The following is a 15,877-nucleotide window of genomic DNA, read 5'->3' on the forward strand; positions in this document are numbered from 1 at the left end:
CGAGGAGGTCAGGCCGGCCCGCCTCAGGCGGGCGGGCCGAACCAGCGGGCGGCCGCCGAGCGCAGCGCCTCGCGCTCCCCCTCGTCGGGGCGGACCGAGCCGCAGGCCCAGGCGACGTAGCAGTCCGGCCGCAGCAGCAGGGCGGCCGGCGCGGCGTCCCGGGCGCGGGCGGCCACCACGTCGACCCGCTCGCGCCACCCCGCCAGGTCGCCGACGAGCGACGCGCCCTCGGTGAGGTCCAGCAGCAGCGGCCGCGCCGTCCTGGTCAGCTCGGCCAGCCGTACGGCTCCGGCGTCGGTCTCCAGGAGCAGGTCGGGCGCCGCGCGGCCGGTCAGGGGGTGCGCTCCCGGGCCCCCGTCGTCGTACCGGATGTCGGCGCCGGACAGCAGGCCGGCGATGTGCCGCACGGTGGCGGGTTCGCCCAGCAGTTCGGCGAACAGCTCGCGCAGGGCGGTGACCTCGGGGCCGGGCGCGATCAGGGCCGACTGCGCCTGGGTGTGCATGACGACCCGCATGGCGGCCGGCCGCCGCTCGGCGTCGTAGGTGTCCAGCAGTCCGGGCGGGGCCCAGCCGTGGATCTCGGCGGCCAGCTTCCAGCCCAGGTTGACCGTGTCCTGCAGCCCCAGGTTGAGCCCGGGGCCGCCGAGCGCGCTGTGCACGTGGGCGGCGTCGCCCGCGAGGAGCACGCGCCGGTCGCGGTACCGCTCGGCCAGCCGGGTGTTGCCCCCGGTCAGCCGGCGCAGCAGGTGCGGGCCGTCGCCCTCGGGCGGCCCGAACGGCAGGTCGGCCCCGAGCACCCGGCGGATGCTGTCGCGCAGGTCGTCGAGCGTGGGCGGCGCGTCCCCCTCGGCCCGCCCCCATTCGAGCGTACTGATCATGGGCGACCGCCCCGGGAACGCGGCGAACACGAACAGCCCGCGCTCGGTGCGGTGGTGGAGGAACGCCGGCACGGGGCCGTAGCCCGGCACGTTCAGCGCGCCGGTGGCCGGATCGACCAGCTCGGCGGGGACCGAGACGTGCGCGGCGAGGGAGATCCCGTCGTCCCGCGTGAGACCGGGGAATCCGATGCCGGACAGCTTGCGCGTCAGGCTCCGGCCGCCGTCGGCCCCGACGAGGTAGCGGGCCTCGATCCGGTAGGGCCCGTCCGGCCCGGCGACCTCGACGGTCACCGCGTCGTCGTCCTGGGAGAGCCCGGTCAGCTCGTGGCCCCGGCGGATGTCCGCCCCGAGCTCCCGCGCGCGCGCCTCCAGCACTCTCTCCAGCCGCCGCTGCGGCACCGGCAGCATGTAGAGCGGGTTGTCGTCCAGCACGGACAGGTCGAGCGGCAGCGCGCCGAACATGTAACGCGGCGCGGGGGCGGGCGCCTGCGCGTCGCCGGTGATCCGCTCGTACAGGCCGCGGCGGTCGAGCGCGCGCACCACCTGGCCGACCAGGCCGTTGGCCCGGTTCTCCTCCTCCTGGCCGATCAGGCGTTCCAGCACCACGGGCCGCACGCCGGCGAGGCTCAGCTCGCACGCCAGCATGAGGCCGTTCGGTCCGGCTCCGGCGATCACCACGTCCACGGGCATGGCGGTACTCCTTCTGGGGTCGATGAACACGTCCGGCTCTGCAGGAGCCGGTGAAAGAGGGCACGACGGCATGGACCGGGGGCGCTTACCCGGCCGGATGTGCGTCGGAGAGGCGCGTTCGGGAACGCGCCGGGATCAGGGGAGGGGCAGACCCCTCGCGAGCTGGTCGAGGGCGTACTCGACCAGCGGCATGAAGGGGACGGGTGGATCGGCGCGCAGCCAGTGCTGCATGGCGGTCCTGACGGCGACGCCGACGGCCCCCGCGACCAGGGTGGGGTAGAGGTCGCGGGTGAGGTCGATGCCGGTGCGGTCGGCGACGGCGGCGGCCAGCTCCGCCTCCGCCGTCGCCTCGGCCTTGATGAACTCGCCCATCAGCGAGGGCTCCGACATCATCAGCCGGACGCCGTCCACCCACTGCTGGTCGGGCGCGCCCGTGGGCGGGGGCACCCCGAGCGCCATCCGCGCGGCCACCGCGTGCCGGAGGGCTTCCCACAGCGGTTCGGACGGCGGCCGGCGGCGCAGCTCGGCGGCGATCAGCCGGGCCCGGTCGAGGTGGCGGGCCGCGATCGCCTCGGCCTTGCTGGAGAAGTAGTTGTTGAACGTCCGCGGAGCCACCCCGGCGGCCGCCGCGATGTCCTCCACCCGTACGTTCTCCAGCCCCCGCTCCACCACGAGCTGGACGGCCGCCCAGCTCAGCGCGATGCGGGTCTCCTGCTTCTTGCGCTCGCGCAGTCCCGCCCGGCCGCCGTCCTCCACGTTCACGAGACCACCGTACCAATTCGTGCGTGTCCCGCAAAGATGCGTGACGCGCAAATTTGCTTGGCGCGCACTTTTCTTCGATAGGTCCCCCGCCTGCTCGCTCCAGTTAGTCGCGGGCTGGGTTCCGCTGGTCCACGACCCCGTAGGCGGTCGCCCGGAACAGGAAGGACGCCCAGGACCGGTACGGCCGCCACCCGTCGGCCAGCTTCCGGTACGCGGCCGGCGGGGCGTCCTCAGGCAGGCCGTACGCCTCGCGCAGGATCGCGAACAGGCGGGGCTCGTCGCCGGGGAACGCGTCGGGCGCGCCCGCGCCGCGGATCAGGATCAGGCCCGCGGAGAACGGCCCGACACCGGGCAGCGCGCGCAGCTCGGCCAGGGCCTCCTCCGGAGCGAGCGCACGCAGGTGCTCGGCGGTCAGCACGCCGTCGAGCGCGGCGCGGGCCAGCCCGCGCAGCCACTCCTCCTTCTGCGCGGGCAGGCCCAGGCCGCCGGCCTCCACGAGAGTCACGGGAGGAGGGAAGGCCCAGTACGTCCGCCCGTCGAGGGTGACCCTCGCGCCGTACCGCTCCGCGATGCGCTGCTTGAGCCGGGCGGCGACGACCATCGACGAGCGCTGGACGATCACCGCCCAGCAGGCCGCCTCCCACGGACTCCAGAAGCACACCGGCCGCAGGCCGGGGCTGCGCAGCCGGAGGTCGCCGAGCACGGGGTCGGCCTCGGCGATCTCGGCGAAGCCGGTGCCGTCCACGTCGAGGGAGAGGATCCGCGCCACCTCGTCCCTGACCCGGGGCCCGGCCGCCCGGGTCGTGGCCACGGCGACTCCACCGGGAGCGGCCGTCACGGTCACGCCGATCGGCAGCCAGTCGGACTCCGCGCAGTAGGCGAAGCGCAGCGCCCGCCCGTCGGAGGGCAGCCCACCGGTGGCCGGCCAGTCCTCGACGAAGCGCAACGCGGCGCCGAAGTCGAACGGGCCCTCGGCGGTGAGCGTGAATCCGTGCGTGGTCATGCGCGTATGGTAGGAGGCCGGGCGACGGGCGGAACCCGCCCCGTACGACCGCGAGCGGACGGCCCGCGCCAGAATCCTGACTATGCGCGCAGCCTTCGTCGACCGGCTCGGTCCGCCGGACGTCATCCGGTACGGAGAACTTCCCCCTCCGGTCCCCGGCCCCACCGACGTCCTGGTCGACGTGCTGGCCACCGTCGTGAACCCGGTCGACACGTTCGTCCGCTCCGGCGTCTTCCGCACCCCGATGGAGTTCCCCTTCGTGATCGGCCGCGACCTGGTCGGGACGGTGGCCGCCGCCGGGCCGGGCGCCCCCGGGTTCGCCGTCGGAGACCCGGTCTGGAGCAACAGCCTGGGCCACGGGGGACGCCAGGGGGCCGCGGCCGAACAGGCCGTGGTGGCCGCCGACCGGCTCTACCACCTCCCCGCGGGCGTGCCGCCCGTCGACGCCGTCGCCGTGGTGCACCCCGGCGCCACCGCGTACCTGGCCCTGTTCACGCACGGCGGCCTGCGGCCCGGCGAGACGGTGCTGGTCGGGGGCGGGGCGGGAAACGTCGGGAGCGCGCTGATCGTCATGGCGGCCGAGGCCGGCGCCCGGGTGCTGGCGACGGCCGCCGCCCGCGACACCGGCCACTGCCGGGCCCTGGGCGCCGCCGAGGTCGTCGACTACCGCGACCCGGGGCAGGCCGAGCGCCTCCGGCAGGCCGCGCCGGGCGGCGTGGACCTGTGGCTGGACACCTCCGGCGCCAACGACCTGACCACCGCGGTGGACCTGCTGGCCCCGCGCGGCCGGATCGTCCTGCTGGCCGGGGCGGCGTCCCGCCCGGTGCTCCCGGCCGGGCCGCTCTACATGAAGGACGGCTCGATTCGCGGGTTCGTCATCTCGCACGCCACCTCGGCAGAGCTGGCCGAGGCGGCCGCCGCCCTCAACCGCCTGCTGGCCGCCGGCCGGCTGCGCCCGCGTTCCACCGAGACCCTCCCCCTGAGCGAGGCCGCCACCGCCCACCGCCGCATGGAGAACGGCGAGCTCCACGGAAAGCGCCTCATTTTGCTGCCCCGAGCGTGACGCACCCGCGCCCTGAGCCGGTCCCGCACGGTTCGGTACGGTGATGAGCCATGTCTGGAAAGCCGCGTGTCCTGGCCGTGCAGAGCGGACACGAGAGCGGGCCCGCCAGGTTCGGCGCGTGGCTGGCCGAGGCCGGGCTGGTCGTCGAGACGGTCGCGGGCTTCGACGAGCCGCCGGCGTCGCCGCTCGGCCACGACGCATTGGTCGGCCGTGACGCGCTGCCCGGCTATGACGCGCTGCTCGTGCTGGGCGGCGGCTACCTGCCCGACGACGATCATCGGGCGCCGTGGCTGCCCGCCACCCGCGCCCTCGTCGCACGGGCGCTGGAGGCGGAGGTGCCGCTGTTCGGAATCTGCCTGGGCGGCCAGATGCTCGCCGCGGTGGCCGGGGGGAGGGTGCGGGGCGACGCCGGGGCTCCGGAACAGGGCAGCACCCCCGTGACCATCAGAGCCGAGGCGGCGGGCGACCCCCTCTTCCACGACCTGCCGGGCGTCGTCCCGGCGATCGAGCACCACGTCGACGCGATCACCGAGCTGCCCCCGGGCGCGGTGTGGCTGGCGGAGACGGAGCGGTGCCCCTATCAGGCGTTCCGGGTGGGCCGCCGGGCCTGGGGCGTGCAGTTCCACCCCGAGGTCGGGCCGGAGCGGATCCGCGGGTGGGACGCGAGCACGCTCAGGCGGCAGGGCTTCGATCCGGACGTGCTGTACGGGGCGGCGGTGGCCGACGACCGGGTCTCCGCGCCCGTCTGGCGCACGGTGGCCACCCGCTTCGCGGAGGTCGTCCGCGGCGCCCGCGCCACCGCCTGACGCGTCCCCGCCTGGAGCGGCACGCTGGTCGCGTCCCCGACTGTCATGTCTCGTAGACGCGGCGACGCCGGCCGCGGACGCACGCCTCTTCCGGGGTGAGGCCGTGGATCAGGAGGTCCCTAGCTGGGAGCCGATCCAGCGGCCGATGCCGGCCAGCGCCCTGTCCAGTCTGCCGGGCGGGCAGGCGCTGAACCGCAGGGAGTTCTCCGCGATCGCGGCCAGGTCCGAGGGGGACAGGCCCAGCCGGCGCCAGGCCAGGTCGTACTCGCCGACCAGGCTGGTCTCGCAGAACAGCGGGCAGTCGCTGTTGAGGGTGACCGGCACGCCCGCCGCGAGGAGCCGTGGGAGGGGGTGCGCGTCCAGCGACGGGCTGACCCGCAGAGCGAGGTTGGAGGTGGGGCACACGTCCAGGCAGACACCCCGTTCGGCCAGCAGCGCGAGCAGGGACGGATCCTCGGCGGCCGCGACTCCGTGCTCCACCCGGCGCGCGCCGAGCACCTCGACGCACGCGCGCACGCTGGAGGCGCCCGCGCCCTCGCCGCCGTGGGGGACTGCGGCGAGCCCGGCATCGCGGGCGCGCGCGAAGACGTCCGAGAACGCCTCGGCGGGGAAGCGCGCCTCGTCGCCGGCCAGCCCGAGGGCGACCACCCCCTGGTCGCGGTAAGCGAGGGCCAGGCCGAGCGAGCGCTCGGCGTCGGCCATGGGCAGCCCCCGGTTCACTCCCACGATGACTCCCGCGCCGCTCGCGGGCGACGAGCCCGCCCGCAGGCCGTCGAGCACGGCCTCCAGCACGCCCTCCGCGGGACCGAGCCTGCCCGCGTACGTCGGCGGGATCACGTGCACCTCGGTCCAGACCACGCCCTGGGCGGCCGCGTCCTCGACCAGCTCACGGGCGATCCGGCGCAGGTCGTCGAGCGTGCCGACGAGGTCGCGGGCACGTTCGTAGGCGCCGACAAAGGCGCCCAGCCCGTCGTACGGCCCGCGCGGCGGGAGCGGCAGGCCGTACGCGTCGGCGAACTCGGCCGCGGTGTCCCGCCGGATCGCGCCTTCGAGGTGGAGGTGCAGCTCCGCCTTGGGCAGCGCGACCAGGTTCACTCGTGCCCCATGTAGACGGTCTTGCTCCAGGTGTAGAAGTCGAGTGCGGCGGTCCCCTGCTCCCTGAAGGTGTTGGACGAGGAGTCCTTCACCCCGCCGAACGGCACGTTGAGGTCCAGGCCGGTGGTGGGCCGGTTGACCTTCACCACGCCGACCTGGGCGTGCGCGGCGAAGTGGTGGGCGGCGGCCAGGTTCTGCGTGCAGATGCCCGCGGTCAGCCCGTAGCGCGAGTCGTTCACGCGGTCGAGACCCTCCTCGTACGACTCGACGCCGAGCACGGCCACCACGGGACCGAAGATCTCCTCGCGCACCACGGAGGAGTCGTGGCCCAGGCCCGTGAGGACCGTGGGGGGCAGGAACTGGCCCACCGGGGGCCGGCCGCCCGCGACGAACTCGGCGCCCTCGGCCCTGGCCGTGTCGATCGCCGCCACGTCCGCGGCCAGCTGCTGCTCGCTCACCACCGGGCCCATGGTGACCGACTCGGCCTCCTTGGCCAGCGCGCCGAGGAACGCCTCCCGAACACCCGGCGTGCAGTACACCCGGGAGGTCGCGGTGCAGGCCTGCCCGGTGAGGCCGAAGGCGCTCGCGGCGACGACCCTGGCGGCGGCGTGCGCGTCGGCGTCGTCCAGGATCAGGTAGGCGTTCTTGCCGCCCATCTCCAGCTGCACCCGCGCCCGGCGTTCGCTGAGGATCCGGTGCAGGCCCAGGCCGACCCGGGTGGAGCCGGTGAAGGAGAGCGCGGCCACCCGGTGGTCCCTGGCCAGCGCGTCGCCGACGACCGAGCCCGGGCCGTGCACCACGTTCAGCACGCCCGCGGGCAGCCCGGCCTCCACGAGGGCGTCGCCGAGGTGCGCGACCGACAGCGGGGTGAGCTCGGCGGGCTTGACGACCACGGCGTTGCCGCTGATCAGCGCGGGGGCGAGCTTCCACGCGGGGATGGCGATGGGGAAGTTCCACGGCGTGATCAGCGCGGCGACGCCGAGCGGCTCGTGCCTGGTGAAGATCGTGGTGCCGGGGAGCGCGCTCGGCAGCACCTCGCCGGAGGTGCGCCAGCCGAGCGAGCCGAAGAAGCGCAGCACGTCGACGGCGCGGCGGACCTCGCCCGTCGCCTCGGCGAGGGTCTTGCCCTCCTCGCGGCTGAGGTCGGCGGCCACCTGGGCCTGCCGGGAGCGGAGCAGGTCGGCGGCGTCGAGCAGGATCGCGCCGCGCGCGGGTGCGGGCATGGCCGCCCAGGCGGCCTGGGCCTCGACGGCCGCCGTGAGCGCCGCGTCCACGGCCGAGGCGTCGGAGGAGGGGGTCACGGCCACGACCTCGCCGGGGTCGGCCGGGTTGCGGCGGGCGATCTCGGGCTCGCCCACGCGCGCGCCGCCGATCAAGTTGAGGACGTCGGTCACAGGATTGACTCCAATCAGAGGGTCCGGACGAGCCCGCCGTCGCAGCGCAGCGCGGTGCCGGTGATGTAGGAGGCGGGCTCGCCGCAGAGGAAGGCGGCGACGCGGCCGAACTCGTCCGGCCTGCCGTACCGGCCCGCGGGGATCGTCGCGCGCGAGGCCGCCTCGACCTCGGCCGCGGACCGCCCCTCGCGTTCGGCGGCGGCCGCGTCGAGCCGCGCGACACGGTCGGTGGCGATGCGGCCGGGCAGCAGCAGGTTGACGGTGACGCCGTCGGCGGCCACCTCGGCGGCCAGCGTCTTGAGATATCCGGCGAGCGCGGCCCTGCCCAGGTTGGACAGGGCGAGGTTCGGCAGCGGGGCGGCGACCCCGCTGGACCCGATGGCGAGGATGCGGCCCCAGCCGCGTGCGCGCATGCCGGGCAGGAGCCGGGAGACGAGCCGGACGTGCGGCGTGACCAGCGCGTCCACGGCTGCGGCCACATCGCCGCCGCTCATCTCCGCGGCTGATCCCGGCCGGGGGCCCGGGCCGTTGAGCACGAGGACGTCGGCCTCGCCGGCGGCCGACAGCAGGCGCTCGACGCCGTCCGGGGCCAGCAGGTCGGCTTCGACGGCGGTCGCGCCGGGCAGTTCCGCGGCGATCGCCCGGGCCTGGTCCCCTCTGCGGCCCGTCACGACGACGCGGGCCCCCTCGGCCGCCAGGGCCCGGGCCGTCGCCTCGCCGAGGCCGCCCGTGGAGGCGCAGACGAGCGCCGTCCTGCCGGTCAGTCCGAGGTCCATCACCGCACCGCCGTCAGGTGCCGCTTGAGCTGTTCGTGCAGCGACTCCGGCAGCGAGGCCGCCGGCGGTCGCACGCCCGACTCCAGGAAGAGGCCGCGCTGCCGCAGGCACTCCTTGCGGATGGCGAGCGCCACCCTGGCCTGCTGCTCGAAGTTGACCAGCGGCAGGTACGGCAGCCACGCCTCCCGCGCCGCGTCGTACCCGCCCTCCCGCCAGGCGCCGACGCAGGCGATGAGCCCTTCGGGGAACGAGAAGCCGGTCATCGCGCCCGCGGCGCCGCAGGCCAGTTCGTCCAGCAGGCCGAGCCCGCCCAGCCCGCCGAAGACCGGCACGTCCAACGCGGCCGTCAGCGTCGCCACGGCGACCGGGGTCGGCGGCGCCTCCGCCTTGACCGCGACCACGAACTCCAGGCCGCGCAACGCGGCCGCCAGCGCGTCGGCGCCGATGGCGACGCCGCTGACGAGCGGGTAGTCCTGCACGACGAGGCCGGCGCCGGTGGCCTCGTGCACCGCGCGCAGATGCCCGGCCAGCACGTGCGGGTTGGCCGAGTTGACCTGCACCATCGCGCCCGCGAGCCGGTCGCCCGCGACCTCCTGGGCCAGCCGCACCTCCTCCACCACGGGTGCGGTGCCCAGCGACGTGGCGCCCACCACCAGCGGCAGCCGGGTCGCGTCGGCCACCGTCTCCAGGACCGTGCGCCTCTCCTCGGAGGACAGCTGCGCCGCCTCCCCGAAGACGCCGAGCACGGTGAGCCCGGTCACCCCCGCCCGTTCGTAGTGCTCGACGAGCCTGGCCAGGCTCTGCTCGTCGACGTCGAAGGTGGATCCGGTGAACGGCGTCGCTACGACGCCCCAGACACCCGGCTGCAGCATCACTTTCCCTTCCACACGGGCTTGCGCTTCTCCTGGAAGGCCAGCACGCCCTCCGTGGCGTCCTCGCTGTCCAGCGCCTCCATCAGGGCCGGGAGGCGTACGGCGCGGGCCTCGCGGGCGCTCAGGTGCGCGGTGCGCTGCACCATCTGCTTGACCGCCCGAAGCGACGTGGGCGAGCAGGCCAGGACGTCGGCCACCCACCGATCCACGGCGGCGTCCAGCTCCGTGGCCGGGACCACCTCGTTCACCAGGCCCATCCGCTCCATCTCGGCCGCGCGGGCGCGCCTCCCGGTGAGCAGCAGCCCCATCGCCTGGTTGTACGGCACCCGCCGGACGAGCTGCGTCACCCCTCCGTCGAGGGCGATGCGGCCCACCCGTGGCTCGGTCAGCCCGAACTGGGCGTGTTCCGCCGCCACGACGATGTCGCAGCCGAGGACCATCTCCATGCCGCCGCCGAGCGCGTAGCCGTTGACTCTCGCGATCACCGGGACGTCCAGGGTGGTGCGCAGGGACAGGCCGCCGAAGCCGTCGGGGTCGAGCGCGGCCCAGTACTCCAGGCCGGTCTTGCCGATCCCGCCGGCCGACATGTCGGCGCCGACGCAGAAGGCCCTGTCTCCCGCTCCGGTCACCACGACCACCCGTACGTCGCGGTCGGCCTCGATCCGCTCCCAAATCTCGACGAGCGCGCGGTGGGTTTTCTCGTCCACGGCGTTGAGCACCTCGGGGCGGTCGATGGTGACCCGCGCGACGTGCTCCACGACCTCGACGTGCACCGTCATCGCAGGACCCCCGCCCGCACGAGCGCCTCGATCTGCTCCACGGTGAAGCCGTGCTCGGCCAGCACCTCGGCGTTGTGCTCGCCGAGGCGCGGCGGGGCGTGCCGCACCTCCATCGGTGAGGCGGACAGCCGGATCGGCGCGGACAGCGCTCTGACCCGCCCGGCCACCGGGTGGTCCATCTCCAGGATCATGCGGTTGACGGCCGTCTGCTCGTCGGCCAGGGCCTGCTCCAGGGTGCGGACGGGGGCGCACAGGATGTCCTGCCCCTCCAGCCGCTTGAGCCAGTACTCGGTGGTGTCGGCGGCGAAGCGCTCTCGGAAGATGGCCTGCAGTTCGGGCCGGCGGGCGAACTGCGCCTCCTGGGTGGCGAACTCGGGCCGCAGCGACAGGTCCTCGTCGAGTTCGAGCGCCACGCAGACGTCGCGCAGCGGGTTCTCCTTGAAGGCCCCGACCATGCACACGGCGCCGTCGGCGGTCGCGAAGACGCCGCTGAGCGGCATGGCGGCCCAGTTGATCTCGTAGCCGCGGTTGAGCTGCATACAGGCTTCCTGCATCTGCATGTGGAGCATCGAGTCGTACATCGTGACCTCGACCTTCTGGCCCTCGCCGGTCAGGTCGCGGGTGCGCAGGGCGAGCAGGATGCCTTGCATGAGGTGCATGCCGGTGGTGTAGTCGGCGAGCGTCGTCGGGTAGACCGACAGCGGCAGGCCGGGCGACTCGCGGCGCCACATCACCCCCGAGAACGCCTGGGCGATCACGTCCTGGCCGCCCTTGTGGCTGTACGGGCCCTCGGTGCCGAACCCGGTGCCCGACGCCCAGATGACGCGGGGGTTGATCTCGCGCAGCCGCTCGTAACCGAAGCCCAGCCGCTCCATCACCCCGGAGCGGAAGTTGCTCACGACCACGTCGGCGTCGCGGGCCAGGCGGTAGACGACCTCCTTGCCCTCCTCGGAGCGGGTGTCGACGCTGACGCTCCGCTTGTTGCGGTTGATGGACAGGAAGATCGGGTTGTCCGGGCCGTCCCGGTCGGGGATGGAGCTTCTGGACAGGTCTCCCGAGCCGGGCCGCTCGATCTTGATCACGTCGGCGCCGTAGTCGCCGAGCAGCTGCGTGCAGCTCGGCCCCATGTACACCTGGGTGAAATCGAGGACGGTGATTCCTTCGAGCGGCTTCATGCCACGACCTCCGCGTTGGGGGCTGGGACGTCTCCGGGGTCGGCTCCCTGCGCGCGCATCCCCCGCTGGACCGCCGCGGGGTCGACCTGCCGCACGGTCACGCCGCCGTCCGCGGCGAGGGCCGCGGCCACGCCGGCCGCCTGGCCCATCGCCATGCACGGCGGGATCTCGCGGGAGATGCGCTGGGCGTCCGGCGTGGCCGAGTAGTGGCGGCCGGCCACCAGGAGCTGGTCGACCTGGCGGGGCAGGAGCGCGCGGTAGGGCGTGTAGTAGTCGCGGCCGCGGGCGACGGAGTCGGCGAAGTGCCGGCGGTTGACGATGTCGTCCTTGGTCACGACGTACTCGCCGCGCAGGAGGCGCGTCTGCCGTACGCCCATCTGCTCGGCCACGTCCAGCAGGTAGCAGTTCTCGAAGCCCGGCAGGCTCTGCCTGACCTCGTCCACGGCGGCGGCGATCCGCTCTCGCGCGTCGAACTCCGCATGGGTGAGCGACTCCGGATCCGCCCCGTCATAGCCCGACATATGCGGACAATTGCACCACACGACGCCGGGAACCGGGGTCTTGAGCCACCACAGCTCCCAGGCGCCGCCGAGCAGCCGTTTGATCTTGCGGTTGACGGCCCTGGCCTCGCGCGGGTTCTCCTGCTCGAACCGCTCGGCGGCGGCGGTGTCGACGCCGCCGAGCCGGAACACCAGTGTGGTGAGGTAGCTGTCGTGCGCGTAGTCCGCCCCGGCCCGGGCGGCGACGTCGATGTCGCCTGTCGTGTCCACGACCACGTCGGCCAGGATCGCCTGCGGGCCGGCCTTGGTCTCGGCCACCACCCCACGCAGCCGGCCGTCGTCCACGATCGGCTGGGAGAACCATGAGTGGAGGCGCAGATGCACCCCGGCCTCGCGGACGAGGTCGTTGGAGACCCGTTTCCACCCGTCGGGGTCGAAGGCGACGGCGTAGCAGATCGGCTTGGGACTGGTGTGGGAGTGGAAGTCGAAGGTGCCCCAGCGGCCCCACTTGTTCCACATCTCCACCGAGGCGATCCGCTCCTGCTCGGGCGGGTAGACGGCCAGGCCCAGCTTGGCCAGCCGCTCCACGTACTCCGAGACCAGGCCGGTCACGCTGATCTCCCGGCCGTTCACCATGTCGTCGAGCACCAGCACCATGCCGCCGGACGCGAGGCCGCCCAGCGCGGCGTACCTCTCCAGCAGGGTGACGCTCGCCCCGGCGCGGGCCGCGGCGACGGCGGCGCTGACGCCCGCCGGGCCGCCGCCCACGACGACGACGTCGCTGGTGCGGACCACGGGGGCCCTCAGCTCGTCGGACGAGACCTTGAGATCTGACAGTTGCATCACGCGATTCCTCACTCGCTCACTCGCCCGCGAAGGCTCCGCTCGTCCTGCGGGCGGCCAGGTAGAGCACGACGCTGATCAGGGACAGAGCGGCCACATACACCGGGAAGATCCAGACCAGCGCGTTGCTCTGGAGCCAGATCAGGAGGTACGACGCCGTGCCGCCGAAGACCGCGACCGCGACGCCGTACCCGAGCGCCACGCCGGTGGCGCGGCAGTACTTGGGCATCAGCGAGGTGGCCACGAGGTTGTAGAGGGTCATGTTGAGCACCAGCACGATCGACCCGCCGAGGACGACGCCGAACAGGCCGCCCAGGCCGGGCCGGCTGTAGAGCAGCATCAGGAACACGGCCGGCACGGCCAGCAGCCTGGTCACGGTGAACGTCCGCGACAGCTTGAACCTGTCGGCCAGCCATCCCACGAGCGGCGACCCGGCGAGCAGGACCAGGCCGAGCGCGGTGGAGGCGGCGAAGACCGGGGTCGGGTCCTCCTTGAAGGTGCTGCGCGCGAGGTTGGGCAGCCCGACGGTCCAGGCGTAGTTGTAGGCCTGCGCGGCGCCCACCACGAAGATCATCGCGACGAGGCCGAGCCAGTGCCTGCCCACACCCCGCCAGACCGACGTCTCGCCGCGCTCGCTCTCGTGCAGCGTCTCGGGCAGGGCGCGCCGCAGGTAGAGCACGAGCAGGCCGATCACGGCGCCTATGACGAACGGGACGCGCCAGCCCCAGTCCTGCATGGCGGCCGCGCCGAGGACGAGGCTGGTGAAGAAGCTGACCAGCGAGGCCAGCACGATGCCGAGGTTGACGAACAGGCTGATGTAGCCGGCCGCCCGCGCCTCGCGTCCCGGCGGCGACACCTCCACGGCGTACGCCGTCGACAGGGGCGCCTCGATGCCGGTCGACACGCCCTGGACCAGGCGGCAGACCAGCAGGATCACCCCGGACCACACGCCTATCTGCTGGTAGGTGGGCGCAACAGCGATCACCAGCGTGGTGAGCGCCATCAGCGCGACGGAGAGGATCATGATCTGCCGGCGGCCGACTCGGTCGGCGACGGCGCCGAGCAGCACCCCGCCGAGCGGCCGTACGGCGAAGCCCATCGCGAACACGGCCAGCGCGCTGAGCGTGGAGGCCACGGGATCGTGGGAGGGGAAGAAATGGGGGCCGATGTAGGCCGAGACGAGACCGAAGAGCATCCAGTCGTACCACTCGAGCGTGTTGCCGAGGCCGAGGCCGAGCATCGCGGTACGGGTGGTGGCCGGATTTTGGGCAGGGGAGGTCGAGGTAACGGTCGCGGACATGGCGATCCGCCTTTCATGGGGGTGTTTCCCGCCCGAGAGGTCACCAGGTGGGTGGTGTGATCACCCAGATCGCTGTGCAGACCTCGTCACCGGTGTTGGCGTACCAGTGCGGGATGGTGGATGAGTAGCGAATGGAGTCGCCTGGGCCGAGCTCGTACTTCACCCCGTCCAGGTACACATCCTTGTGTCCGGACAGGACGATGCCGACCTCCTCCCCGTTGTGCGTGAACGGGGCGGCGCTGGTGTCGTGGCCGGGCTGGGTCTCCAGCCAGGTGACCTCCAGCGCGCCGTTGAGGTCAGGAGTGAGCAGCTCGTAGACCGCCGTCTTGTCCATGCCGTGGCCGTCGAGCCGCCGCCGTTCCGATCTGCGGACCAGCGGTGAGCGATGCTCCTCATGCACCTGGAACAGCATTCCCACCGGAATGCCGAGCCCGTGCGCCAGTTGGACCAATGTGGAGAACGACGGGTTGGCCAGCCCTCGCTCCACCTGACTGATGATGCCCGTGCTCAGCCCCGACAGCTCCGCGAGCCGGTCGAGGGTGAGCCCCCGCTCCTTGCGCAGGGAGCGGACGCGGGTTCCGACAGCACCGAGCATCGTCGCCAGGGACTCCGGTGTGCTGTCGCTCGTCATGCGTTCATCCTAATGAAACCGTCTTCACCGTCAATAGCATGATGAAGATTTTCAATATGATGAAGACGCTCTCGGCGAGGCCCGGGCCGCACCTGTGCGGGGGGCAAAGTCCCGGCACCGGCAACCCCATGCGACCGCCGTACGTATAAGGAAGAGGGAACACGACAGGCAACGGGGGCATTCGCGGCGGGCTGCCGGCCACAAGCACGGACGGCCTGATGCGGATGAGGCGTGGGGGACGTGGCCATGAGCCGTGACGATCGTGCGCGGGAGCGTGTGCGCCGGAGAGGGGTGGGGCGGCGCCGGGCGTTCCCGGGCCGCCACATGACGGGCGGCGCCGTCGCCGGAAGAGCGGGTGAGGGCGCGGAGACCGGAGCGGAGACGTCGACGAGGAGAGGGAGAGGCACGGGGCGGGCGTTCGCCGTGCGGCTCGTCCTGGCGGCCTGCGTCCCCGCGATGCAGGCGCTGGTCGGGTACGCGATCGGCGGCACGGTCCGCGAACGGCGGACCCGGCAGGAGATGGCCGCGATCAGCAGGCACCTGGCGGCGACCGCCGAGGGGCAGCTTCCCACGCCGGTGCCGCCGGGGCCGCTCGGCCCCGACACCGCCCGGCTGGTGGAGAGCATCAACGCCACCATCGAGCTGTGCCGGCGGCTGGGATGGTTCGCCTCCGACCTGTCCCACGAGATCCGCACCCCGCTCACCGCCCTGCGGGCCGAGCTGGAGGAGGCGGCCCTGAACCACGAGGACACCGACGTCCGGCAGCTGGTCAAGCGCACGCTGCCCAGCATCGACCGGGCCGACGCCGTGGTCGCGAGCATGCTCATGCTGGCCCGCCTCCAGGCGTGCACCGACAGGGAACGCGTCCGCGTCGACCTCGGCGACCTGGTCAAGAGCGAGGTCGACGGGCGGGAGCGTCTCCATCCGGTCACCATCCGGGTCGCCGGCCAGGTGGTGGTGCGGGCGGTTCCCGAGCAGGTGCGCCAGGCGATGACCAACCTGCTCGACAACGCCGAGCGGCACGCGCGCGCCCACGTGGAGGTCGAGGTGGCCCGGCGGGGCCGCACGGCGCTGCTCGTCGTCGACGACGACGGCGAGGGCGTGCCCGAGGCCGACCGGCAGCGGATCTTCGACCGCTTCATCCGGCTGGAGGACAGCCGCCGCCGCGACGGGATGGGGGCCGGGCTCGGGCTCGGCATCACCCGGGCCATCGCCGAGGCCCATCACGGCGACGTCCGCGCGGAGGACCGGCCCGGGGGAGGTGCCCGCTTCGTGCTGCGCCTGCCCGCGGCCTCCTGACCGCCGCTTTC

15 protein-coding genes are annotated in these 15,877 nt (G+C 73.6%); 3 read left to right on the forward strand and 12 right to left on the reverse strand.

What is annotated here, in order from left to right:
- Positions 1–23: 23 nt before the first annotated feature.
- From Mco01_RS23965 to Mco01_RS23975, 3 genes are all read right to left on the reverse strand, one after another.
- Complete coding sequence (locus Mco01_RS23965) at positions 24–1,568, reverse strand: FAD-dependent monooxygenase (RefSeq protein ID WP_204059151.1); 1,545 nt, start codon at positions 1,566–1,568, stop codon at positions 24–26.
- 135 nt (positions 1,569–1,703) lie between these two features.
- Positions 1,704–2,330, reverse strand: coding sequence for a TetR/AcrR family transcriptional regulator (locus tag Mco01_RS23970; protein ID WP_239103875.1), 627 nt, complete (start codon positions 2,328–2,330; stop codon positions 1,704–1,706).
- Positions 2,331–2,433: 103 nt separating this feature from the next.
- Entirely contained in the window at positions 2,434–3,333 is a 900-nt protein-coding gene (locus Mco01_RS23975; RefSeq protein ID WP_204059152.1) for a DNA-3-methyladenine glycosylase family protein, read from the reverse strand.
- A gap of 82 nt (positions 3,334–3,415) precedes the next feature.
- On the opposite strand from Mco01_RS23975, the gene Mco01_RS23980 reads away from it, so the two are divergent.
- Entirely contained in the window at positions 3,416–4,396 is a 981-nt protein-coding gene (locus Mco01_RS23980) for an NADPH:quinone reductase (RefSeq protein ID WP_204059153.1), read from the forward strand.
- 50 nt (positions 4,397–4,446) lie between these two features.
- Positions 4,447–5,202, forward strand: coding sequence for a type 1 glutamine amidotransferase (locus Mco01_RS23985; RefSeq protein WP_204059154.1), 756 nt, complete (start codon positions 4,447–4,449; stop codon positions 5,200–5,202).
- Between the two features lie 108 nt (positions 5,203–5,310).
- Here Mco01_RS23985 and add read toward each other — a convergent pair whose 3' ends face one another.
- The 9 genes from add to Mco01_RS24030 are packed head-to-tail and all read right to left on the reverse strand — an operon-like array spanning position 5,311 to position 14,567.
- The gene (gene add / locus Mco01_RS23990) at positions 5,311–6,297 is read right to left on the reverse strand and encodes an adenosine deaminase (protein WP_204059155.1); all 987 of its coding nucleotides are present in this window, start codon (positions 6,295–6,297) and stop codon (positions 5,311–5,313) included.
- Positions 6,294–7,691, reverse strand: coding sequence for an aldehyde dehydrogenase family protein (locus tag Mco01_RS23995; protein ID WP_204059156.1), 1,398 nt, complete (start codon positions 7,689–7,691; stop codon positions 6,294–6,296). The genes add and Mco01_RS23995 overlap by 4 nt, the downstream gene beginning before the upstream one ends.
- A gap of 14 nt (positions 7,692–7,705) precedes the next feature.
- On the reverse strand, positions 7,706–8,467 hold the full coding sequence (locus tag Mco01_RS24000) for an SDR family oxidoreductase (RefSeq protein WP_204059157.1): 762 nt from the start codon (positions 8,465–8,467) through the stop codon (positions 7,706–7,708).
- Positions 8,467–9,339, reverse strand: a complete 873-nt coding sequence (locus tag Mco01_RS24005) for a dihydrodipicolinate synthase family protein (protein ID WP_204059158.1) — start codon at positions 9,337–9,339, stop codon at positions 8,467–8,469. Before Mco01_RS24005 ends, Mco01_RS24000 begins: the two co-directional genes overlap by 1 nt.
- Positions 9,339–10,118, reverse strand: coding sequence for an enoyl-CoA hydratase-related protein (locus Mco01_RS24010; protein WP_204059159.1), 780 nt, complete (start codon positions 10,116–10,118; stop codon positions 9,339–9,341). The genes Mco01_RS24005 and Mco01_RS24010 overlap by 1 nt, the downstream gene beginning before the upstream one ends.
- Positions 10,115–11,293, reverse strand: a complete 1,179-nt coding sequence (locus tag Mco01_RS24015; protein WP_204059160.1) for a CaiB/BaiF CoA transferase family protein — start codon at positions 11,291–11,293, stop codon at positions 10,115–10,117. Before Mco01_RS24015 ends, Mco01_RS24010 begins: the two co-directional genes overlap by 4 nt.
- On the reverse strand, positions 11,290–12,636 hold the full coding sequence (locus tag Mco01_RS24020; protein ID WP_204059161.1) for an FAD-dependent oxidoreductase: 1,347 nt from the start codon (positions 12,634–12,636) through the stop codon (positions 11,290–11,292). The genes Mco01_RS24015 and Mco01_RS24020 overlap by 4 nt, the downstream gene beginning before the upstream one ends.
- A gap of 19 nt (positions 12,637–12,655) precedes the next feature.
- The gene (locus Mco01_RS24025) at positions 12,656–13,936 is read right to left on the reverse strand and encodes an MFS transporter (protein ID WP_204059162.1); all 1,281 of its coding nucleotides are present in this window, start codon (positions 13,934–13,936) and stop codon (positions 12,656–12,658) included.
- 40 nt (positions 13,937–13,976) lie between these two features.
- Positions 13,977–14,567, reverse strand: a complete 591-nt coding sequence (locus Mco01_RS24030; protein ID WP_204059163.1) for a helix-turn-helix domain-containing protein — start codon at positions 14,565–14,567, stop codon at positions 13,977–13,979.
- A 246-nt stretch (positions 14,568–14,813) separates the two neighbouring features.
- Here Mco01_RS24030 and Mco01_RS24035 point away from each other — a divergent pair, with 246 nt between their 5' ends.
- Positions 14,814–15,866, forward strand: a complete 1,053-nt coding sequence (locus Mco01_RS24035) for a sensor histidine kinase (protein ID WP_204059164.1) — start codon at positions 14,814–14,816, stop codon at positions 15,864–15,866.
- The last annotated feature ends 11 nt before the right edge of the window (positions 15,867–15,877 follow it).

Origin of the sequence: Microbispora corallina, assembly GCF_016863035.1 — a bacterium.
GTDB classification, from domain to species: Bacteria; Actinomycetota; Actinomycetes; order Streptosporangiales; family Streptosporangiaceae; genus Microbispora; species Microbispora corallina.